The sequence below is a fragment of the Acinetobacter sp. 25-47-130 genome (assembly GCF_056779705.1).
On record NZ_JBWYII010000001.1, the window covers coordinates 401,667 to 422,659 of the forward strand.

The window sequence follows — 20,993 nt, forward strand, 5'->3', positions numbered from 1 at the left end:
AATACTCCAATTGAGCTAAGGTTTACTTTGATCATTCCATACAATCAGGCCATTGATTTTAGAGTGGGGCAGACTTTAGCATTCGATGTTCGAATTATGTATGATTAAATTGCATACGTGCTGAATCTGTTTAGGTGTTTAAGAATACCGTACCAATTAGAGGTAGTGAGTGAAGCAAGATTTTAAAGTTTATATGCGTTTGTTGAGTTACTTAAAACAGTACTGGACGATTGCATTGATTGTTGTATTTGGTTTTGTGCTGAATGCCGCGACTGAAGTTTCTGTTGCGAAATTATTAGAGCATATTATCAATGCCATTCAAGAACAGGATCGAAGTTTCACGAACTTATTCCCGTTTTTGGTTGTTGTTTTGATGTTTGTACGAGGAGTGGGGCTATTTCTAGGTGGATACTACACTTCGGTGATTTCTCGAAATCTAATTTTTAATATTCGCCAAGAAGTTTTTGCTAAATTAATGCGATTACCGTCGCAATATTATTTAGATAACACTAGTGGTCATATTACTGCCAAAATTATGTACAACGTTGAACAGCTGACTGCTGCCTCAACGGAGTCATTAAGAACCTTATTACAACAAGGTTTGATCACCATTGCGCTGTTAGGATATTTGTTCTATTCCAACTGGCGCTTGACTTTATGTATTTTGATTTTTGCGCCTTTAATCGGTTTTTTGATTAGAAAAGCTGCTAAACGTATGCGTAAGCTGTCTACTCAAGTGCAAGATACGATGGGTGATGTAAACCATGTAGTGCAAGAAACCGTGAATGGTAATTTAGTTGTTAAAGGGTTTGGTGGACAGGCATACGAGCAAACTCGTTTTAAAGAAACCTCACTCGAAAACTTGCGTCGTGGTTTAAAAATGGTTGCAGTACAACAATTAAATAGTCCTGTTGTACAACTTATTATGGCGATCGCTTTAAGTATTGTGATTTGGATTGCTTTAAGACCTGAGATATTACAGGATACTTCAGCGGGTCAGTTTGTTGCGTATATTACTGCAGCCGGTATGTTGAGTAAGCCGATTAAAGCTTTAACCGATATCAATGAAAAATTACAGCGAGGAATGGCTGCAGCACATTCAGTATTTGAATTATTGGATATGCCTGAAGAAAAAAATGAAGGGCAGTTAAAACCACAACTCAAAGGCAATATTGAATTTAATCAGGCAAATTTAACATATAGCGATGGTTTCCATGCCATCCATGATTTCAATTTAAATGTTAAAGCTGGGCAGACTGTAGCGTTGGTGGGGCGTTCGGGGGCTGGTAAGTCTTCTTTAGTCAACTTATTGGTTCGTTTTCAAGAATTAAGTTCAGGGTCAATCAAATTTGACGGCCATGATATTCAAGATATTGAAGTTACAGCGTTACGCTCACAAGTGGCTATGGTCAATCAGCAAGTCGTGCTGTTTAACCGAACTGTTCGTGAGAATATTGCTTATGGTCAGTTACAAGATGCTTCGGAAGAGCAGATTATTGCTGCTGCGAAAGCTGCTTATGCCCATGACTTTATTATGGCACTGCCTCAAGGCTATGACACACCATTAGGGGCTCAAGGTTTAAATTTATCTGGTGGACAAAGACAGCGTATTGCAATTGCTCGAGCAATCTTAAAAAATGCTCCGATTTTAATTCTTGATGAAGCGACAAGCGCATTAGACAATGAGTCTGAATACTTCATTCAACGTGCTTTTGATGCAGCTATGCAGGATCGGACAACGATTGTCATTGCACATCGATTATCAACGATTGAGAATGCAGATCTTATTGTGGTAATGGATAAAGGTCGAATATTAGAGCAGGGAACACATCAGGAATTACTCGATTTGCGTGGTGCATATTTCCAACTGCATCAACGTAATTTTGAGGAATAAGTTATGTCTATTGCGCAGGTCATTCAAAACGCTTGGAATAAGCAATCCAAGTGGTTGATTGTATTGCGACCCCTGTCATTGCTTTATCGATTAGGATTTTCCCTGAACAAAGCCTTGTATCAACGTGGTATAAAACCTATTTATACTGCACCAGTTCCTGTCATGGTCATTGGCAATATAACGGTAGGTGGTAGTGGTAAAACACCGTTATTAATTCAATTGGTTAAATATCTTCAACAAAAAAATATTCGAGTTGGAGTAATTAGTCGAGGCTATGGTGGTAAAGGTCCTTTTCCTGCAAGCGTGAATCTCGATTCTGAGCCAAATGAAGTGGGTGATGAGCCCTGTTTAATTGTGCAATCTACTGGCGTGCCGATGGTCGTAGGTGGGCAACGACAGAAAAGCATAGAGTTGCTTCTCTCTAAGCATCAACTTGATTTGATCATTAGTGATGATGGTTTGCAACATTGGGCACTTGATCGTCAATTAGAATGGATTGTGCTGGATAACAATCGTGGTTTGGGTAATCAGAAACTGTTACCAGAAGGTTTTTTGCGTGAGCCAGTAGCACGGTTATGCAGTGGTACAGTAATTGAGCATGCTGAACAACCAAGTTCAGATCTGTATATGCAATTACAAGTAGCGGCGCCGTACTTGTTAAATCCAGTCGAAGATCAAGTTGAATATTTTGTCACTGATTTGAATTATTATGCGGTCGTTGGTATTGGGTTCCCGCAACGGTTTTATAAAACCCTTGAAAGTATGGGCTTAAAGCATTTTCAGTGTCATGAATTTCCTGATCATTATGATTATCAGATTGATGATTTACAATTTGAAGATTCAAATCCAATCATCACCACTGAAAAAGATGCTGTGAAACTCCTCCCTTTGTTAAAACAACATCCAGAATTTAGTCGTGAAATTTGGGTGGTTCCTGTTGAAGCAGCTTTATCATCAGCTTGTTATGATTTGCTGGATCACCAGCTTGCAAAACTCGGTATCGTAAACACATAAGGAATATCCATGAAACATATTGTAATACCTGCTCGCTTTGCAAGTTCGCGTTTACCTGGAAAACCACTACTTAAAATACACGGGCGTGAAATGATTTTACGTGTGGTAGATCAGGCGCGAAAAGTGACTGGGTTTGATGATTTATGTGTTGCTACTGATGATCAAAGAATTGTTGATCTTTGTAAGGCAGAACAAATTGATGTTGTGTTGACCAGTGCAGAACACCCTTCTGGAACCGACCGATTGAGTGAAGTTGCACGAATCAAAGGTTGGGCGAGTGAAGATATTATTGTAAATGTGCAAGGTGATGAACCATTATTGCCTGCATCTTTAGTCCAACAGGTTGCTTCTTTGTTAGAGCAAAAGCCTGAATGTTCAATGTCTACTTTGTGTGAAGTGATCAAAGAATTAGAAGAATTTAAGCGCGATAGTATTGTGAAAGTTGTCATGAGTAAATTCAATGAAGCGCTTTATTTTAGTCGTGCAACCATTCCATATGATCGTGATGGATCAAAGCAACAACCACATTTACTACATCCTAAAGCCTACCGACATCTTGGTTTATATGCCTATAGAGTGAAGTTGCTGCAAGAGTATGTGACATGGGATCAGGGTGAGCTTGAGGTTTTAGAAAGCCTTGAGCAACTACGTGTTTTAGAAAATGGTCATCGAATCGCAATTGATGTGGCAGAGGTGAGCTTACCACCAGGTGTGGATACGCAACAAGATTTAGACCGTCTTAATGCAATGCCTATTTCTCATTTCCAATAGTATAGATTAGTCAATGACTCAGACTCAGCATGTTTATCCTTGGCAACTTAATGTATGGAGCACACTGACTCAGCGGTTTCCTCAAGTAGGTCATGGATTACTTTTTTATGGCAAAAAAGGCTGTGGTAAAGAAGCTTTTACCCAGCAATTTGTTACTTGGCTGCTATGTTTAGATAAGCAGCCAAATCAACCTTGTGGTCAGTGTTCGAGTTGTTTGTGGCTAAAATCAGATACTCATCCAAATTATGTTTACGTCACGACGGATGAGGACAATAAGAAACAAAACGCTAAAATTAAAATTGAGAAAATTCGTGAATTACAGCCATTCGTGCAACAAACCGTCGATGGTTGGCGGGTTATTGTGATTGAACCGGCGGAAGCGCTCAATATCGCATCGTCAAATGCTTTATTGAAAACACTTGAAGAACCAGGTGAGCGTGTTGTGATTATTCTTTTGGCGGATCATTATTTAAAATTACCAGCCACTATACGAAGTCGCCTACAACATTACGCCTTAGATCGGTTGTCTGATGATCAAGCCAATGCGTATTTGAATGAGCACTTGAATGTGGAGCAGCAGACTTTGGGCAAACTGTTGCTTAACCTGTCGAATGGTATGCCTTTAGCTGCTATTGAGTTGGCCTCAAGTGAATGGTTAACTCTGCGAAGTGCGTTTATAAATGATTGGTATCATTTAGTCAGTCAAAAAAATATGCCAATGCAGTACGCCTCTAAATGGAATAAGCAACTCAACTTTTCCGAGTTGATTTTTATGTTTGAGTACTTATTAGCTGATCTTGTTGCCTATAAAATGGAACAAAATGTAAAAAATAGCGATTTAGACTTTAGTTTGTTGGCTGAGCAATATCAATTAGAGCAATTATTTGATATTTATAACGATGTGCATCAAGCAAAACAAATGGTTGAGCAGAATGTTCAATCAAATTTAATTGTTGATCAGCTTTTTATAAAATTAATGAATGTTCAATAATCATGTTTGAATACAGGGGATAGAGATGCAGCCACGTCCGGGCGGTTTATTACAAGTCAATATTAATGATCGCGAAACTCTGCAATCCAGTTATATGCCTTTTGTTGAGGGTGGTGGATTATTTATTCCAACCAAACATCCAGTCAAAATGGGTGAAGAGATTTTTATCTTGGCAACACTTCCTAATCAAACCCAAAAAATACCAATTACGGGTAAGGTGATTTGGATTTCGTATAAGCAATCAGGCATTAAACCACAAGGTTTTGGATTGCAGTTAACTGGAGATAAAGGAGCCTATTACAAAATGGAAGCAGAAAAAATACTCGCTGGAAGTATGTCAACAGCACGCGCAAGCTTTACAATGTAGGTTCTGACTTAAGAAATTAAAAGGTGTCCTTGTGTTTGTAGATACACACTGTCATTTAAACATGCTCAATCTCGAACCTTACGAGGGAAATATCGATTTAGCAATTCAGCAAGCGATTGATGCTGGTGTCACAAAAATGATGGGGATATCGGTTGATTTAGATGATCATATTATTCTGTCAGAAATTGCAGCTCGACACGAAGGAGTAGGCTACAGTGTTGGGGTGCATCCATGTGAAGATCCAGCAGTCATGCAGCGTGCTACTGTTGAAATTTTGGTTGAATTGGCGAGTAAAGATAAGGTCTGGGCAATTGGTGAAACGGGTCTAGATTATTATCACAGTACTGAATTTGTTAAAGAACAAAAAGAATGTTTTGCACGACATATTCAAGCTTCACAGATGGTGAAAAAGCCAGTGGTTGTACACACACGCTCATCTAAAAACGATACGATAGATATTATAAGAGCTGAAAAGTCGACACACGGAATTTTGCATTGTTTTACTGAGGATTGGGATACGGCAAAAGCGGTTCTAGATTGTGGTTATTACATTTCATTTTCAGGAATAGTATCGTTTAAAAATGCTCAGGATCTACGTGATGTGGCCAAGCAAGTTCCATTAGATCGACTATTAATTGAGACTGATAGCCCTTATTTAGCACCAATGCCATATAGAGGAAAGTCTAATGAACCAAAGTATGTCCCATATGTAGCCAAAGCATTAAGTGATGTATATGATAAGTCAGTCGAGGAGATTGCCTTTATTACAACGCAAAATTTCGAGAATCTTCTACGAATGCAGTAAAAATTTAATACGGAAAATAGAAAGAAGAGAGTTTATAGAGTGAAGATGGATCGTCAGGCTCAGTTTAGAGCGAGAGAAGCATTAATATTTCAGGTCGCAGAACAACTTCTTTTGGAAAACGGCGAAGCGGGCATGACATTGGATGCATTGGCCGCTGAGTTGGATTTGGCAAAAGGAACACTCTATAAGCACTTCCAAAGTAAAGATGAATTGTACATGTTGCTCATTATTCGTAATGAGCGCATGTTATTAGAAATGGTTCGAGATACTGAAAAAGGATTTCCTGAACATTTAGCTTTTTTTATGTTGCACCATTTGCATCATCCAGAACGTACTGTACTCTTTCATCAAATTGAAGAGCGATTGTCTACAACCGGTCAGGGTATTAATCATTTGTTTAATGAAATGTATCAGATTCGCAAAAGTAGACTCAGAATTATCATTCGTATGACAGAAAATCATCTAGCATCCATTCAAAGTAAGATGAGTTCTCGGGATTATCTAGCATCCATTTGGTCGATTACTCATGGTGGTGCTGCGATATTAAACTCGAGTTTCTATCAACGCTATTTAGGTTGTCGAGATACGTTAAGGGTTGCTTTAATTGATCAAGCGTTGATGATGCCTAAACAGATTAATTTGACAGAATCAGTGGCCTAATATGCAATCTCTAGATCACCGTCAAGGCGGATTTACTTTAATCGAATTGATGGTGGTCATTGTGATCATCAGCATCATGGCGGCATTGGTGGTGATGAATATTGGTGGGATTGATCAACGTAAAGCAATGCAAGCTAGAGAGGCTTTAATATTAGATTTAAAACGTATTCATCGAGAGGCTGTTGATCAATCGTTAGTGGTTGCATTGGTGCCACAATGGAATGGTGATCAGTTTCGCTATACATTTCAAAAATATAATGATTTAACTCGTCCAGAGCAGACGCTTGTATCGAATAATAATCGTCAACCTTCCACTTGGGTTAAAATGCCAGAGTTTTCTGCGAGAGAGCTACCTGCTAAGGTTTCATTTCAGATCGAAAGTAGCGACTATAGTTTTGAAAATGCAACTAATGCAGACTTGATGAATAATAATGCACCGAAATTAATTTGGTTGGGCAATGGCGAGGTTAAACCTGTCACAATTCAAATGTATTATGAACAAAAAGCAATTGGTGATCTTATTCAAATAGATTACTTAGGTAAAATCGATGCGGGCGCTTAAAGGATTTACCTTGATTGAGGTTGTGGTGGCTTTGGCTATTTTCGCTGTAGCAGCAATGTCATTGACGAAGGTGGCTATGCAGTACACACAGGCGACTGCGAATGCAATTTTACGAACAAAAGCACAATTCGTCGCACAAAATGAAGTCGCTGCAATGCAAATTAGTGGTGAATGGTTAGAGGGAACTCAATCGAAGCAAATTACCTCTCAAGGGTTAAGTTGGCAAATTGATAAAAAATCAGAAGCGACTATTAGCCCAGATGTTCAGAAAATAGAAGTGCAAGTGAGTCTATATAACAATGATTTAGGTAAAGTTGAATCAGGTGTCACCACCGTGGTGTTTTATAACTATCCTATCAGAGAGCAATCCAACTCATGATCAAGAGTAAACAACAAGGTTTTACCTTGGTAGAGCTTTTGGTTGCCATAGCCATCTTTGCAGTATTGTCTGCTTTAGGATGGAAAATTTTTGATTATTTAAATAAAGTCAAAGATCGCAATGCGGTGCATGAGCAGCAGCTTCTCAGTTTGCAAGATAGTTATTTACAAATGCAAAGAGATGCTTTGCAAATTGTACCGCTGACTGCAAATATCGCAGGACAAATCCAACCTGCATTTTTACTGGATGATCAGTCTGTACAATTTAGTAAGGCAGGGGTCACAGATCCGCTGAAACAGGGTTTGTCTCCATTTGAGAGAATAGAATATCGTTATAATGCACAAGATCGAAAAGTTTATCGTTTAAAGTATCCCAATCTGAATGTTCTTCAAACAACCCAACCTTTATCCAGTACGATCCTAGAGAATGTGGATGAGTTTCAAATCACAATTTTGAACCCGAATGAATTGAATTCGTGGCCAGATGCATCAACAATAAGTTCTAATGGTAATGATGCTCAAGATGGTGTTGCTCGACTATTGCCTAAAGGTATGCGAATTAGATTTAAGCAACAAGATGTTGAATACGAGTGGATTTTCAGTTTGCTTAATACTGACTATTTAAAACCGACATCTAGTCAATAATCATTAGGAAAATGCATGAAGCAGCAAAAAGGAATCGCCTTGATTACGATTTTAATGTTAGTCGCTTTGGCAACTATCATTGCTGCGACGATTGCCCATCGTCAATACAATACCAGTGAAAATACGGCCTATGTGATTCGTCAAAACCAAGCACTGTATTATGCAAAAAGTGCTGAAGCTTTTTTCTCAGAATTATTGGTTCAAGATGCTAAATCCAATTCAAAATCAGATAATCTTCTAGAAACTTGGGCTCAACCGATGCCACCATTTCCAATTGATGGTGGTTATGTTGCAGGGCAAATTATTGATGAAACGGGTAAGTTTAATTTAAACAGTTTGGTCAAAGATGATGGTGTGCCGAATGATAATGCGGTGAATTACTTTAAGGGATTATTAACAAAGCTTGGTTTGCCAGAAGAATTAAATGAAGCAGTAATTGATTGGCAAGATCAAGATGATTTGACGATTGGCGCGATGGGGGCAGAGAGTAATTATTATTTAAGTTTAACGCGTCCTTATTTGCCAGCGAATGGTCCTTTTCATAGCGTTGAAGAGTTGAAGCAAGTGCGAGGATTTGAAGGTGATAAGTTTTTATTGATAAAACCTTATGTTACAGCGATTCCTTTAAAAGAAATTAAAATTAATATTAATACAGCACCAGCGATGATTATTGCTGCTATAGACCCAAGTTTGGATGTGCAAAATGTACAGCGTGATTTGGATCAGAAAAAAGCCAATGGTGAGTTTTTTGAGTCCGTAGATCAGCTCTGGGAACTCAACACTCTAAGTCAGTTAAGTGAAGAAGCAAAAAGCACAGCAAAAAATAATTTTGATGTTAAATCTGCATTCTATCGAGCAGATATTGAAATCATGCTATCTGATCGAAAGCGATATTTTTCGAGTTATCTGATGCGTGATGAAGATAAGGTTTATGTCTTCTCAAGAAGTTTGGCACCTCTTCAAACCAATTGATTAAATTGCTAAACTATTAATTTAAACAAATTGAATGATGGCTTTTTATTTTTTTGTTTTTAATACGTTTTGCCAATTGCTTAAAACGTTAAAATTAATGATGAGTTGTGTGAATATGCACTATAATCATTTTAACCCATGATTTTTTATTGCTCTGACATATGTTAATTCGAAAATTATTTAAGTTTGAAAACGCGCATATTGTGCGAAATTGCACATCAGACCGCTGTAAGCGTTCAATTCATGGTCATAGCTATAAAGTCGAATTATTATTGAGAGCCTCAAAGCTAGACCATGGTCAAATGGTCTATGATTTTGGTTTGCTGAAAGGTGTGATCAAAGAACTTTATGATAGTTTTGATCATGCGATTTGTTTTTGGCAAGAGGATGCAGCTGAATATATTCAAGCATGTAAAACTTTTAGTGCGCGTTGGGTTTCATTACCCGTTTCACCTTCTGCTGAACAATTTTCTCGAATTTTCTTTTATTTGGCAGAACAAGTACTGAAATCAACTATCACGCAAAATGGTGAAGGTGATGTTGAAGTCTATTCAGTGATCGTGCATGAAACTGACACAGGCTATGCGCAAAGTTTTGCTGAAGATATCGTAAATGAACAGATGGGCTTATTGGCGCTTGATCAAATCGTATTCTCAGAACAAATTCAAAATGAATGGTCTGATCCTAAAATGTACGAACAATTGAAACAAGGCTTAACTTTTAAGAACCCAAGTGTAGATTTACAAGTAAAACTTTAAAGCTGTGATTGATTTAGGGATGAACACAATGCAACTCACCGAACAAGAATTAAGTCAACTGAATCAAGTTCGGTTAGAGGATGGTTGGAAGTATGCTTTAGCAGAGTTTTTGCTCAGCGATAAAATGGATCAGCTGAAAGCTTTTCTCAAATCTGAATTACAGGCGAATAAGGTGATATACCCACCTAATTCTCTTATTTTTAATGCCTTCAACACCACACCCTTAGATCGTGTAAAGGTCGTGATTCTCGGTCAAGATCCTTATCACGGTCCAAATCAAGCACATGGATTGAGTTTTTCAGTGCAAAAGGGTGTTGCATTACCGCCGTCTTTGCGTAATATCTATCACGAACTCAGCACTGACCTTGGAATAGCGCCTGCCAAGCATGGTGATTTAACCCAATGGGCTGAAGAGGGTGTCTTGTTGCTGAACAGTGTATTGACTGTTGAAGCGGGCCAGCCGACTTCACACCAAAAGAAAGGTTGGGAAGATTTCACCGATGCTGCGATAGATGTTCTAAATGAGCAACGTGAAAAGATCGTTTTCATTCTTTGGGGTGCGTACGCGCATAAGAAAGGTCAACGAATTGACCAAAATAAGCATTTGGTCTTAAAAGCAGCACATCCATCACCATTGGCAGCAAACCGAGGTGGTTTTTTTGGGTGTAAAGTTTTTTCAAAAACAAATAATTATCTTAAACAAAATGGCATTGAGCCAATTAAATGGCAGCTGGAAGCATGACAATATCTCCTGAGACGAATCAATATCATCCTGACTTAATTGTTGAAGAAGCACAGAATGGATGGAGAGTGGTTCGATTAAATCGTCCAAAATCTTTACATGCACTTGATGAATCTATTGTGACGGCTTTATTGGCTGTTTTTGAAAAGTTTCATCATGATGATGCGGTTAAAGCGATCTGGTTTGATTCAACAACCCCTAAAGCTTTTTGTGCCGGTGGGGATGTACGCAAACTCCGTCAGTTGGTCATCAATAATGAGGTTGATGCGGCAAATAAATTTTTTGAACAAGAATACGCGCTAGATCTTTTGTTGCATGACTACGCTAAGCCGATTGTCGTTTGGGGAGAAGGTTATGTGATGGGTGGTGGGCTTGGTTTATTTATGGCTGCACCATTCAGACTCGTTACACCTTATTCGCGTCTTGCAATGCCAGAAGTAAATATTGGTTTATATCCTGATGTTGGTGCTAGTCGTTTCTTGGCAGATCGTGGCCCAATTGGTCTATTTACAGGTTTAACTGGATCGATCATGACTGCGGCAGGAGCTTATGGTATTGGCTGGGCGACTCATATTTGTGATGCTCAGCGCGATGTTGTTTTACAAAAGTTGATCGATATCGATTGGGATCATTATCCTGCTGGTGATTTTAGGGCATTAGATGACACTTTAAATAGTTTGCATCGACCAGTTTCTCCAGGGCCACTGCAAATCTCGTTAGACGTGATTCACAGTGTCTGTCGTGGTGCAAACTTTGAAAATGACTACGAAGCAATTATCGGTTTAAGTGATGCACGAAGTGATTGGCTAAGACAAGCGAGTGAAAATCTGGCAAAAGGATCACCAAGTACAGCTGCGATTACCTGGTTGTTATGGCAATGGGGGCGTCAAGTTCATCCTTGGCAAGAAGTATTTGAACTTGAAACTCAAATTTCTGATTGGAAAATTAGACATCCTGATTTTGTTGAAGGCGTACGTGCACGTTTAGTGGATAAAGATTTATCTCCTGAATGGACACCTGCAGAATCTATGTCCTTAAAAGGAGTTTTAGGTGCGCACCCACCAGTTACAAATATCGAGAGCTGGAATAACTTGTTAAAACAGTACGGTATTATTTAATTTTGACTGAAATTCAATTTGATGCCGAAGATCTAAAATGGATGCAGCGTGCCTATGAGCAGGCTGCATTTGCAGCTCAATTGGGAGAAATCCCTGTTGGAGCTGTCATTGTGAGTCAAGGAAAAGTAATTGGTGAAGGATATAATCAACCCATCCTGAGTCATGACCCGACTGCTCATGCTGAAGTGGTCGCACTTCGCCAAGCATGTAATCAAATTCAGAATTATCGTCTACCAGAAGATGCAACCCTTTATGTAACCCTTGAGCCATGCACGATGTGTGTGGGGGCTTTAATTCATGCTCGAGTTCACCGTGTTGTATTTGGTACTTTAGAGCCGAAAGCGGGTTCTCTAGTCAGTGCGCGACAGCTATTGAATAATCAAGGTTACTACAACCATATATTTGAATTTGAAGGGGGCTGCATGCAATCAGCGTGTGCTCATCAACTTTCAGAATTTTTTAAATTCAGACGTGAACAAAAAAAACAACAGCGTGTACGACAAAAAATAGAAAATAATCAGGAATGATTGCTATTGTTGATTGTGGAAAAATTGACATAATGTATTGTCAGTATGAAGCGGACTCAATGAAAAGGAATAAAAATGAATTCAATCCAAGTTAAACAAGAATTTAACCAGCCTATAGATCGTGTATTTGAAGTTTTGTCAAAACATGCGACTTATAATGATGTATTTGCACCGATTCAGGTTGTACGCATTAAAGATGCAGCTGATCCGAGTCGTCCTGATGGGATTGGATCAGTACGAAAAATGGGATTAGGCCCAATAAAGCCAATTCAAGAAGAAATTACTGTACTAGAGCCAAATAAGCGTATTGAATACAAAATTATCAAGAATCCATTAATCAAACATCATCTTGGAATTATTGAATTTAAAGAGCTTTCAACAGCTAAAACTTTAGTCACATACACGATCGAATTACAGGCAAGAGCACCGTTTGTGAGCAAATTAATTCTTGCACAACTCAAACTTGCTATTACACTTGGTTTTAAGAAATTAGCAAAACGCCTTTAAGGCGAAGTTGGTAAAGTAATGACAATTCAAATTATCACGATCGATGGACCAAGCGGTTCAGGCAAAGGAACTTTGGCAGCAAAATTGGCACAGCATTACCAGTTTCATTTACTAGATTCTGGCGCTTTGTATCGTTTGTTGGGATTGTCATTACATCAGCTGAATTTAATTGATTCAATTCACAATCCAGATGTGTTGGTTAAATGCGTAGAAATAGCGACTCATCTCGATATTCAATTTGTTAGTGATCATTTAAAAACAAAAATTTTACTTAACGGGCATGATGTAACGGATGAAATTCGCACTGAAAAAGTCGGTGAGTTTGCATCCAAGGTTGCAGTTGTACCTGAATTAAGACAGGCATTATTCGAAAGACAACGTGCATTTGCTCAAGCACCAGGTCTTGTTGCCGATGGCCGTGATATGGCGACTTCAATCTTCCCAGAAGCCCAAGCAAAAATATATTTGACGGCTTCTGCTGAGTCTCGTGCTGAGCGACGTGTAAAGCAGTTGCAGGCCATGGGGCAAAATGTTAAAATAAGCGACATTTTATCTAATATCCAAGCACGTGATAAGCGTGATATGGAAAGAACCGTTGCGCCGCTTAAGCCGGCTGAAGGGGCTTACATTATCGATAGTTCAGATCTGGACATTGACGCTGTATTTAACCTGATGACCGCATACATTGATGCGCAATAAGATAAATTAATGAATATTAGTGGAAGCATAGCTTGATCAGTTCTATATGGACTATGTCGATACTTAACTAAACCGGCCTTGTCTGATCCAAGACCGCTGACTTTTCTAGGTATATCATGACCGAATCTTTTGCAGCCCTCTTTGAAGCAAGCGAATTAAACCTCAACGTTGAAAAGGGTGCAGTCATCCAAGGTATCGTTGTTAGCATCGATTCTGACTGGGTAACTGTAGATACTGGCCTTAAATCTGAAGGCGTAGTAGCTCGCTCTGAATTCTTAAACGAACAACGTGAACTTGAAGTTAACGTTGGTGACACAGTTGACGTAGTTGTTGAAGCGCTTGACAACGGTATGGGTCAAACAGTTTTATCACGTGAAAAAGCTAAACGTGCTGAAACTTGGACTAAACTTGAAAAAATCTTTGAAGACGGCGAGATCGTTACTGGTGTTATCTCTGGTAAGGTTAAAGGCGGTTTCACTGTTGACATCGGTCCAGTACGTGCGTTCTTACCAGGTTCTTTGGTAGACACTCGTCCTATCCGTGACACGACTCACCTTGAAGGTAAAGAGTTAGAGTTCAAAGTTATCAAACTTGACGCTAAACGTAACAACGTTGTTGTATCACGTCGTGCTGTTATGGAAGCTGAATCTTCAGCTGACCGTGAAGCTCTTCTTTCTCAACTTGAAGAAGGTCAAACAGTTACTGGTACAATCAAAAACCTTACTGACTACGGTGCTTTCGTTGACCTTGGCGGTATTGATGGTCTTCTTCACATCACTGACATGGCTTGGAAACGTATCAAGCATCCATCAGAAGTTGTTGAAGTTGGTCAAGAAGTTACTGTTAAAGTACTTAAATTTGACAAAGAGCGTAACCGTGTATCATTAGGTCTTAAACAACTTGGTGAAGATCCATGGTTAGCGATCATGAACCGTTACCCTAAAGGTTCTATCGTTAAAGCGCGTGTAACTAACTTAACTGATTACGGTTGCTTCGCTGAAATCGCTGAAGGCGTTGAAGGCTTAGTACACGTTTCAGAAATGGACCACACAAACAAGAACATCCACCCATCTAAAGTTGTTCAGATTGGTGATGAAGTTGATGTTATGGTTCTTGAAGTTGATGAAGAGCGTCGTCGTATTTCTCTTGGTATCAAACAAACTCGTGCTAACCCATGGGAAGAGTTTGCTAAGGCTCACGACAAAGGTGAAAAAGTTTCAGGTACAATCAAGTCTATCACTGACTTCGGTATCTTCATTGGTTTACCAGGCGGTATCGATGGTCTAGTTCACTTATCTGACATTTCTTGGAATGAACAAGGCGAAGAAGCGATTCGTCGTTACAAGAAAGGTGACACTGTTGAAGCGGTTATCCTTTCTGTAGACGCTGAAGGCAACCGTATTAGCCTTGGTATCAAGCAAATGAACAGCGATCCGTTCAACGATTTCTTAGCTGCTAACGAACGTGGTGCTCTTGTTAAAGGTACTGTAGTTGCAGTTGATGCTCGTGGCGCAACAATTAAGTTGGCTGACGAAGTTGAAGCTTCTCTTAAAGCTTCAGAAATCAACCGTGACCGCGTTGAAGATGCAACTAAATTCTTAGAAGTTGGTCAAGAAGTTGAAGCTAAGATCATCAATGTTGATCGCAAATCACGCGCAATCAACTTGTCTATCAAAGCGAAAGATGAAGCTGAAGAGAAAGAAGCTGTTGCTAACTTGAAAACTGCTTCTGCAGGTCAAGACAACGGTCCTAAGACAATTGGTGATTTGATCAAAGCTCAAATGAACCACTAAGTCTTTCGTGTTGAATGTATTGTTAATGTAATTTAACTAATACTTTTTACACAAATACTGTAAACGGTAGCGTAGTATTGACTTACTGCGCTACCGTTTTGTATTTAAACAGGTTATTATCTCGCTATGCACAGAGTAGCTTGATAATTAAAGAGGTCGCAGATGACTACTGAAGCACTTAATAAGTCTGACTTAATAGAACGTATTTCTATCAAAAACCCTCATTTGGCTGAGCCATTGGTCGAAGAAGCTGTTAAAATTATGATCGATCAAATGATTGAGTCATTATCAGCTGATAATCGTATTGAAATTCGTGGGTTTGGAAGTTTTGCTTTACATCATCGCGAACCGCGAGTTGGGCGTAATCCTAAAACAGGTAAGTCAGTTGAAGTGGCTGCTAAAGCTGTACCTCATTTCAAACCAGGTAAAGCACTAAGAGATGCTGTAAACGAATCAGCAGGAAAATAATAAATTACTCAGGGGTGGTTATGCGTTACGTATTAGTTGCACTGTTAGTTGTAATCTTTGGATATGCATTGGCATTGGTTCTGCAAAATGGTACAGAACTGACTGTTGATCTTCTATTCACTCAAGTACCGGCAATGAGATTAGGTTTATTGCTTTTGTTGACTCTGGCACTTGGGATCATCGTTGGATTATTGCTCGGAGTTCAAGTTTTCCGTGTATTCCAAAATAGTTGGGAAATTAAGCGTCTTCGCAAAGATATTGAATATCTTCGTAAAGAACAAATCCAAAATGCTCAGTTAGCTGCTGCAGAAGCTGCTGCAAATGTACGTCATGAAAAGACAGTATTAGATGTGCATTCAGATCCGCGTAACTCAAATCCGCTGTAATTTATAAATATTTAAAAAACCTCTAAAATTTATTTTAGAGGTTTTTTTTATTGAAAATAAACTGTTGAATTTTATGCTGAGTTTTTGAAAGTTAATTTTGCAGCTTAAGTTGAACATCTTTATAATGACGCAACTTTAGATGGACGGAAGAACAACCTTGAGTATCATTGTTGCTTTAGATGCAAAAAGCCAATACGACGCATTGAAAATGGCTGAAAATTTGGATCCTAAACTTTGTCGCGTAAAGGTGGGTAAAGAACTTTTTACACATGAAGGTCCGACTGTTGTAAAAGCATTGCATGATCAGGGTTTTGAAGTATTTTTAGATTTAAAATTTCATGATATTCCAAATACTACAGCACAAGCCGTTTGCGCTGCTGCAGATCAAGGGGTATGGATGGTTAATGTTCACGCATCTGGTGGACGAAAAATGATGGAAACTTGTGTAGAAAGATTAAAATCAGGTAACTATCAAACACAGTTGATTGCAGTCACCGTATTAACTTCAATGGGGCGAGAAGATCTACGTGATCTTGGTTTGGATATTGAGCCTTTTGAACATGTAAAACGTCTAGCGACCTTGACTCAAGAAAGTGGCTTGGATGGTGTTGTATGTTCTGCGCAAGAAGCAAAAATGTTACGCGAAACTTTAGGTCAGAACTTTGCTCTCGTCACTCCGGGAATTCGTCCGGAAGGTTCTGCAGCGGATGATCAAAAACGTATTGTTACACCTAAGCAAGCAATGTTAGATGGTTCTACACACTTGGTGATTGGTCGTCCGATTACTAAATCAGAAAATCCAAATCAGACTTTAAGAGACATTCTGGCTACTTTGTAATTTTCCAATTAAAGTCATTAAGTATTTTAAAACGCCATGAAAATTCATGGCGTTTTTTTGACTAATTTTTAAAATGAATGATGTTTTCAAAGTTAACCTCACATTTTCTTTAGGGGAGCTATAGTCCAATATTTGGACTAGCATTTACTCATCAATAAAATAAATAAGCCCTCTAAAAAGAGGGCTTAAAGTTAAAGATTATGCACGATTAGAGAATTGCTTTTAAGCGTTTAACAACTTCTTTACATTGGTCTAAATCTGCGACCAGTGCCAAACGAACATGGTTTTCACCTGGGTTGCCTTGTTCAGTATCACGAGATAAATAACGACCCGGTAAGACTTTGATATGTGCTTTTTCCATCAGCATTTTGGCAAAAGTTTCATCATTATCGACCTTTAACCAATAATAGAAACCCGCATCAGGCTTTTTCAGTGGTAGCAAATGACCTAATTCTTGTTGGAATAAATCAAATTTAGCACGGTATTGTTTACGGTTTTCTTCAACATGTGCTTCATCATTCCATGCAGCAATCGATGCCAATTGATGTTGTACTGGCATTGCAGCACCGTGGTAAGTGCGGAATTTTAAATAAGGTTTTAATAGACTAGCATCACCTGCAACGAAGCCAGATCGCATACCTGGTAAATTAGAACGTTTAGACAGAGAGTGGAATACGATACAGTTTTTATAGTCATCACGACATAGTTCAGCACAAACTTCGAGTAATCCTACAGGGGCTTCATCAAACCATAGTTCTGAATAGCATTCATCAGATGCGATGACAAAATTGTATTGATCAGAGAGCGCAATTAATTTTTTGAACTGTTCTTTTGAAAGCACAGCACCTGTCGGATTTCCGGGGGTGCAGATAAAGAGCAAAGCTGTCTTCTCCCATACTTCTGCAGGGACAGCATCGAAGTCGCCAAGGTAACCATTTTCTTCAGTACAGTTGATGAAATAGGGTTGAGCGCCAGCGAGTAAAGCTGCACCTTCGTAAATTTGATAAAAGGGATTCGGCATAACTACATAAGGCGCTTCATCACGATTGATCAGCGCTTGTACGAATGAGAAAATTCCTTCACGTGTGCCAGTCACAGGTAAAATATGATCTTCTGCGCTAATAGCATTTAATTTGAAACGGCGTGTGAGCCATTGCGAAATACTTTCACGTAATTCTGGTAAGCCTTTACTGTTTGGGTATGTCGAAAGATGATTGAAGTTATCGACAATAGCTTGTTTTACGAATTCAGGTGCAGGATGTTTTGGCTCACCAATTGACAATGGAATTAACGGAAGATTTGCAGGTTTTACATCCTGAAAAAGTTTATTTAACTTTTCAAATGGATAAGGATGTAATAGGTTTAAACTAGAGTTCATGAAACAGTTACCGTCGGGTTAAATCTAAATTTTAATGATGATTACAGACCTGATTTGAAGCCTCATCTAATGCTGCTTTTAATTGTTCAGCAAAAGCCTGAGCTTCAGTTAAATTCATAGGTTCGCCATTCTTTTTGGTTACAAAGAAAATATCTTCTGCGCGCTCACCCAAGGTGGCGATTTTCGCGGAATGGATATCGAGACCTTGCATCATAAATAAGCCACCGATACGGGCAAGTAATCCAGGCTGATCGAGGGTAGAGATCTCGACCATATTTTGCTGTAGCGCCTCGTTCAACGTAATATCAATTGTGTTTTCGATATCAAAATGACGAAGTTGGCGTGGTATACGGCGTTGCATTAAACCTGGATAATTTTGTGAATCTGTTAATGCGTGCACCAATGATTCTTTTACCGTATTTTCACGTTCTGGATCTGTCACTAATGTGCCAAAACGATCAAGCACCACGTAGGTGTCTAAGCTAAAGGATTTAGTTGCTGTAATAATGCGTGCATCTTGTACATCTAGATTCATACGATCTAGAACTGCAACAGTGGTGGCAAAAAGATTAGGTTGATCTTGAGTGTAAATAAAAATCTGCACAGCATCTTGCGCTGATTTACGGTGCGCGCGCATCATCACCAATGGTGCTGAATTATCACCATGATCTAGGATTGCACGTGTATGCCATGCGACTTCATCTGCAGTTTCTTTGAGGAAGTATTCGTCACCAAGTTCTTGCCAAACTTTTTCAACAGCTTCTAAAGCATAATCATTGACAAGTAATTCACTTGCTGCAAATTTGGTATCTTCGATCAGCATTTGGTAATCGACAGGACGTCCCAAACCACTACGAATAACGTCACGAGCATTGGTATATAACTGACGCATGAGCGATGCTCGCCATGTGTTCCAAAGCTTAGGATTGGTTGCGTTAATGTCAGCCACTGTAAGCGTATACAGATAGTCTAAGTGTTCCATATCACCTAGCTTCTCGGCAAAATCTTTTACAACATCTGGATCAGAAATATCTTTTTTCTGCGCAGTCATCGACATCAATAGATGATTTTGGATTAACCACGCAACAAGATTACACTCACGCTCAGTAAAACCGTGCTTGCTACAGAACTCAATGGCATCAACCGCGCCCAATTCACTATGGTCTCCACCACGACCTTTGGCGATATCATGGAACAAAGCAGCGAGGAATACGATGTCTCGGCGCACCAGACGCTGGAATACCGAACTTACGACAGGAAAATCTTTAGCAAATTCTGGCGCTTTAAAACGATTTAAATTACGTAAGAGTAGGAGCGTATGTGCATCTACAGTATAGATATGGAATAAATCGTATTGCATAAGGCCCATGATTTGCCCAAATGCAGGAATATAGTTGCCGAGTACACCATAACGTTTCATTGCAAGCAATGTTTCATATAAGTTATTTGGTGATCGGATGATCGCCATAAACAAGGCTTGATTAATTGGATTGTCTCTATACGCTTGATCAATGCGTTTTGCAGCTAAAGTGAGTAATCGTAATGTACGCGCTCGAATCCCATCAATATCAGGTCGATTTGCTAGGATATAGAAAATCTCAAGGATGGCTGTAGGCTTCTCTGCAAAAATTTTATGGTGTTGAACTGCGAGTTTACCATCCACCAATTTGAAGTTTTCATTCACTTCCTCAATTTTACGCTCATAGTTGGGTAAACGAGGCGTGATGACAGACTCATTAAAATAGGCGAGTAGCATTTCATTCAGGGTTGAAACCTGCTGAGCTGCTCGATAGTAGCGTTTCATGAACTGTTCAATTGGATAATTGATATGTTCACCTTCGACTTTGTGGTAACCAAATTTTGCTGCGATATCGCGTTGGTAATCAAACAATAGTCGGTTTTCATCACGCTTAGTTAAGCGGTGTAAATGATGACGAATTTCCCAGAGAAAATTCTCAGCATCTTCGAGAACCCCAAGTTCAAACTCAGAAATGAAACCTAAATGTACAAGATCGTATATACGATTTACTCGGAAATGCCGTTTTGCAATCCAACCAATTTGGTTAATGTCTCGAATGCCGCCCGGTGCATTTTTGATATCAGGTTCTAAATTACTTTCAGTGTTGTTGTGCTGAGCGTAGCGTTTGGCTTGTTCTTCCATCTTGGCATCAAAGAAGGTTTTATCCGTCCAAGTTTGTGAAACAACACGACGAGGCCATTTCGCTAAGTGTTCATTGCCAATAATTAAACGAGACTCAATGAGAGATGTAGCTACCGTTAAGTCATTCATGGCCTGTTCAAAGCACTGTTGAATGGTTCTTACACTTACGCCAGGTTTAAAATTTCCAACATCCCATAGAGAGGAAATAAAAATGGTAATGGCATTTTCTTGTTCTTGTGTAAGATCATCTTCTGAAAGGATCAGAATGTCGACATCAGAGTAGGGCATCATTTCACGACGACCATAACCTCCTACAGCGAACAAGCCTAGATCTGTTTGATCTAACTCAGCATGCTGCCAAAGGAATTTAAGCGCCTCATCAATCAGATTTGATCGAGTGAGGATGATCTCACGTATCGCCTTACCATGTTCAAACTCATGTTGTAATTGATTTTCAACATCTGAGCGCCATTGATTAATTGCCTTGATGTCGTGATTACTCGAAACATAGTTTGCTAATGGAGACGTATTGATCATGAAATGATGGCCTACCTAATGA

The 20,993-nt window shown here is 39.2% G+C and carries 23 protein-coding genes; 21 read left to right on the forward strand and 2 right to left on the reverse strand.

Annotated elements, in window-relative coordinates; genetic code table 11:
• Positions 1–169 precede the first annotated feature (169 nt).
• The 21 genes from msbA (at position 170) to pyrF (ending at position 16,895) form a co-directional block, all read left to right on the forward strand.
• Positions 170–1,894: a lipid A export permease/ATP-binding protein MsbA gene (msbA, locus tag AC1M83_RS01935; protein ID WP_180027676.1), complete on the forward strand. Its 1,725-nt coding sequence runs from the start codon at positions 170–172 to the stop codon at positions 1,892–1,894.
• Between the two features lie 3 nt (positions 1,895–1,897).
• The gene (gene lpxK, locus AC1M83_RS01940) at positions 1,898–2,908 is read left to right on the forward strand and encodes a tetraacyldisaccharide 4'-kinase (protein ID WP_481589854.1); all 1,011 of its coding nucleotides are present in this window, start codon (positions 1,898–1,900) and stop codon (positions 2,906–2,908) included.
• 9 nt (positions 2,909–2,917) lie between these two features.
• Positions 2,918–3,679 (forward strand): 3-deoxy-manno-octulosonate cytidylyltransferase, encoded by a 762-nt coding sequence (gene kdsB, locus AC1M83_RS01945; RefSeq protein WP_035264587.1) that lies wholly within the window; start codon positions 2,918–2,920, stop codon positions 3,677–3,679.
• Positions 3,680–3,692: 13 nt separating this feature from the next.
• The gene (locus AC1M83_RS01950) at positions 3,693–4,670 is read left to right on the forward strand and encodes a DNA polymerase III subunit delta' (RefSeq protein ID WP_481589855.1); all 978 of its coding nucleotides are present in this window, start codon (positions 3,693–3,695) and stop codon (positions 4,668–4,670) included.
• Positions 4,671–4,695: 25 nt separating this feature from the next.
• Complete coding sequence (locus AC1M83_RS01955) at positions 4,696–5,037, forward strand: PilZ domain-containing protein (protein WP_481587020.1); 342 nt, start codon at positions 4,696–4,698, stop codon at positions 5,035–5,037.
• Between the two features lie 31 nt (positions 5,038–5,068).
• Positions 5,069–5,842 (forward strand): TatD family hydrolase, encoded by a 774-nt coding sequence (locus tag AC1M83_RS01960; RefSeq protein WP_180027681.1) that lies wholly within the window; start codon positions 5,069–5,071, stop codon positions 5,840–5,842.
• Between the two features lie 45 nt (positions 5,843–5,887).
• Entirely contained in the window at positions 5,888–6,502 is a 615-nt protein-coding gene (locus AC1M83_RS01965) for a TetR/AcrR family transcriptional regulator (protein WP_035264575.1), read from the forward strand.
• 1 nt (position 6,503) lies between these two features.
• A complete protein-coding gene (locus AC1M83_RS01970) occupies positions 6,504–7,064 on the forward strand; it encodes a pilus assembly FimT family protein (RefSeq protein WP_481589856.1) in 561 nt (186 codons plus the stop codon).
• Positions 7,051–7,443 carry a type II secretion system minor pseudopilin GspI gene (gene gspI, locus AC1M83_RS01975; RefSeq protein WP_481589857.1) on the forward strand — a complete coding sequence of 131 codons (393 nt, stop codon included), beginning with the start codon at positions 7,051–7,053 and terminating at the stop codon, positions 7,441–7,443. Before AC1M83_RS01970 ends, gspI begins: the two co-directional genes overlap by 14 nt.
• A complete protein-coding gene (gspJ, locus tag AC1M83_RS01980) occupies positions 7,440–8,087 on the forward strand; it encodes a type II secretion system minor pseudopilin GspJ (RefSeq protein ID WP_481589858.1) in 648 nt (215 codons plus the stop codon). The genes gspI and gspJ overlap by 4 nt, the downstream gene beginning before the upstream one ends.
• Positions 8,088–8,102: 15 nt before the next feature.
• Positions 8,103–9,059, forward strand: coding sequence for a type II secretion system minor pseudopilin GspK (gene gspK / locus AC1M83_RS01985; protein WP_481589859.1), 957 nt, complete (start codon positions 8,103–8,105; stop codon positions 9,057–9,059).
• A 161-nt stretch (positions 9,060–9,220) separates the two neighbouring features.
• Positions 9,221–9,817: a 6-pyruvoyl trahydropterin synthase family protein gene (locus AC1M83_RS01990; protein ID WP_481589860.1), complete on the forward strand. Its 597-nt coding sequence runs from the start codon at positions 9,221–9,223 to the stop codon at positions 9,815–9,817.
• 28 nt (positions 9,818–9,845) lie between these two features.
• Positions 9,846–10,559: a uracil-DNA glycosylase gene (ung, locus tag AC1M83_RS01995; RefSeq protein ID WP_481589861.1), complete on the forward strand. Its 714-nt coding sequence runs from the start codon at positions 9,846–9,848 to the stop codon at positions 10,557–10,559.
• A complete protein-coding gene (locus tag AC1M83_RS02000) occupies positions 10,556–11,677 on the forward strand; it encodes an enoyl-CoA hydratase/isomerase family protein (RefSeq protein WP_481589862.1) in 1,122 nt (373 codons plus the stop codon). Before ung ends, AC1M83_RS02000 begins: the two co-directional genes overlap by 4 nt.
• A gap of 2 nt (positions 11,678–11,679) precedes the next feature.
• Complete coding sequence (gene tadA, locus AC1M83_RS02005) at positions 11,680–12,204, forward strand: tRNA adenosine(34) deaminase TadA (protein ID WP_481588346.1); 525 nt, start codon at positions 11,680–11,682, stop codon at positions 12,202–12,204.
• A gap of 75 nt (positions 12,205–12,279) precedes the next feature.
• Positions 12,280–12,711: an SRPBCC family protein gene (locus AC1M83_RS02010; protein ID WP_180027685.1), complete on the forward strand. Its 432-nt coding sequence runs from the start codon at positions 12,280–12,282 to the stop codon at positions 12,709–12,711.
• Between the two features lie 18 nt (positions 12,712–12,729).
• Positions 12,730–13,410 carry a (d)CMP kinase gene (gene cmk, locus AC1M83_RS02015; RefSeq protein WP_035264559.1) on the forward strand — a complete coding sequence of 227 codons (681 nt, stop codon included), beginning with the start codon at positions 12,730–12,732 and terminating at the stop codon, positions 13,408–13,410.
• A 116-nt stretch (positions 13,411–13,526) separates the two neighbouring features.
• Complete coding sequence (rpsA, locus tag AC1M83_RS02020; protein ID WP_035264556.1) at positions 13,527–15,203, forward strand: 30S ribosomal protein S1; 1,677 nt, start codon at positions 13,527–13,529, stop codon at positions 15,201–15,203.
• Positions 15,204–15,365: 162 nt separating this feature from the next.
• Positions 15,366–15,671, forward strand: a complete 306-nt coding sequence (locus AC1M83_RS02025; protein ID WP_035264555.1) for an integration host factor subunit beta — start codon at positions 15,366–15,368, stop codon at positions 15,669–15,671.
• Positions 15,672–15,691: 20 nt separating this feature from the next.
• A complete protein-coding gene (locus tag AC1M83_RS02030; protein WP_035264552.1) occupies positions 15,692–16,057 on the forward strand; it encodes a lipopolysaccharide assembly protein LapA domain-containing protein in 366 nt (121 codons plus the stop codon).
• Between the two features lie 139 nt (positions 16,058–16,196).
• Positions 16,197–16,895, forward strand: coding sequence for an orotidine-5'-phosphate decarboxylase (pyrF, locus tag AC1M83_RS02035; RefSeq protein WP_179998209.1), 699 nt, complete (start codon positions 16,197–16,199; stop codon positions 16,893–16,895).
• Positions 16,896–17,103: 208 nt separating this feature from the next.
• Here the strand turns inward: pyrF and dapC are convergent, their stop codons facing one another.
• Both dapC and glnD read right to left on the reverse strand, forming a co-directional pair.
• A complete protein-coding gene (dapC, locus tag AC1M83_RS02040) occupies positions 17,104–18,273 on the reverse strand; it encodes a succinyldiaminopimelate transaminase (protein ID WP_481589863.1) in 1,170 nt (389 codons plus the stop codon).
• Positions 18,274–18,304: 31 nt separating this feature from the next.
• Positions 18,305–20,971, reverse strand: a complete 2,667-nt coding sequence (gene glnD / locus AC1M83_RS02045) for a [protein-PII] uridylyltransferase (RefSeq protein WP_481587032.1) — start codon at positions 20,969–20,971, stop codon at positions 18,305–18,307.
• Between the last annotated feature and the right edge of the window lie 22 nt (positions 20,972–20,993).

Excerpts from the sequence above, each read along its gene's own strand:
- lpxK (WP_481589854.1), top strand. The coding sequence starts at position 1,898 with ATGTCTATTGCGCAGGTCATTCAAAACGCTTGGAATAAGCAATCCAAG.
- kdsB (WP_035264587.1), top strand. The coding sequence starts at position 2,918 with ATGAAACATATTGTAATACCTGCTCGCTTTGCAAGTTCGCGTTTACCT.
- AC1M83_RS01950 (WP_481589855.1), top strand. The coding sequence starts at position 3,693 with ATGACTCAGACTCAGCATGTTTATCCTTGGCAACTTAATGTATGGAGC.
- AC1M83_RS01955 (WP_481587020.1), top strand. The coding sequence starts at position 4,696 with ATGCAGCCACGTCCGGGCGGTTTATTACAAGTCAATATTAATGATCGC.
- AC1M83_RS01965 (WP_035264575.1), top strand. The coding sequence starts at position 5,888 with ATGGATCGTCAGGCTCAGTTTAGAGCGAGAGAAGCATTAATATTTCAG.
- AC1M83_RS01970 (WP_481589856.1), top strand. The coding sequence starts at position 6,504 with ATGCAATCTCTAGATCACCGTCAAGGCGGATTTACTTTAATCGAATTG.
- gspI (WP_481589857.1), top strand. The coding sequence starts at position 7,051 with ATGCGGGCGCTTAAAGGATTTACCTTGATTGAGGTTGTGGTGGCTTTG.
- gspJ (WP_481589858.1), top strand. The coding sequence starts at position 7,440 with ATGATCAAGAGTAAACAACAAGGTTTTACCTTGGTAGAGCTTTTGGTT.
- gspK (WP_481589859.1), top strand. The coding sequence starts at position 8,103 with ATGAAGCAGCAAAAAGGAATCGCCTTGATTACGATTTTAATGTTAGTC.
- AC1M83_RS01990 (WP_481589860.1), top strand. The coding sequence starts at position 9,221 with ATGTTAATTCGAAAATTATTTAAGTTTGAAAACGCGCATATTGTGCGA.
- ung (WP_481589861.1), top strand. The coding sequence starts at position 9,846 with ATGCAACTCACCGAACAAGAATTAAGTCAACTGAATCAAGTTCGGTTA.
- AC1M83_RS02000 (WP_481589862.1), top strand. The coding sequence starts at position 10,556 with ATGACAATATCTCCTGAGACGAATCAATATCATCCTGACTTAATTGTT.
- AC1M83_RS02010 (WP_180027685.1), top strand. The coding sequence starts at position 12,280 with ATGAATTCAATCCAAGTTAAACAAGAATTTAACCAGCCTATAGATCGT.
- cmk (WP_035264559.1), top strand. The coding sequence starts at position 12,730 with ATGACAATTCAAATTATCACGATCGATGGACCAAGCGGTTCAGGCAAA.
- rpsA (WP_035264556.1), top strand. The coding sequence starts at position 13,527 with ATGACCGAATCTTTTGCAGCCCTCTTTGAAGCAAGCGAATTAAACCTC.
- AC1M83_RS02025 (WP_035264555.1), top strand. The coding sequence starts at position 15,366 with ATGACTACTGAAGCACTTAATAAGTCTGACTTAATAGAACGTATTTCT.
- AC1M83_RS02030 (WP_035264552.1), top strand. The coding sequence starts at position 15,692 with ATGCGTTACGTATTAGTTGCACTGTTAGTTGTAATCTTTGGATATGCA.
- pyrF (WP_179998209.1), top strand. The coding sequence starts at position 16,197 with ATGGACGGAAGAACAACCTTGAGTATCATTGTTGCTTTAGATGCAAAA.
- dapC (WP_481589863.1), bottom strand. The coding sequence starts at position 18,273 with ATGAACTCTAGTTTAAACCTATTACATCCTTATCCATTTGAAAAGTTA.
- glnD (WP_481587032.1), bottom strand. The coding sequence starts at position 20,971 with ATGATCAATACGTCTCCATTAGCAAACTATGTTTCGAGTAATCACGAC.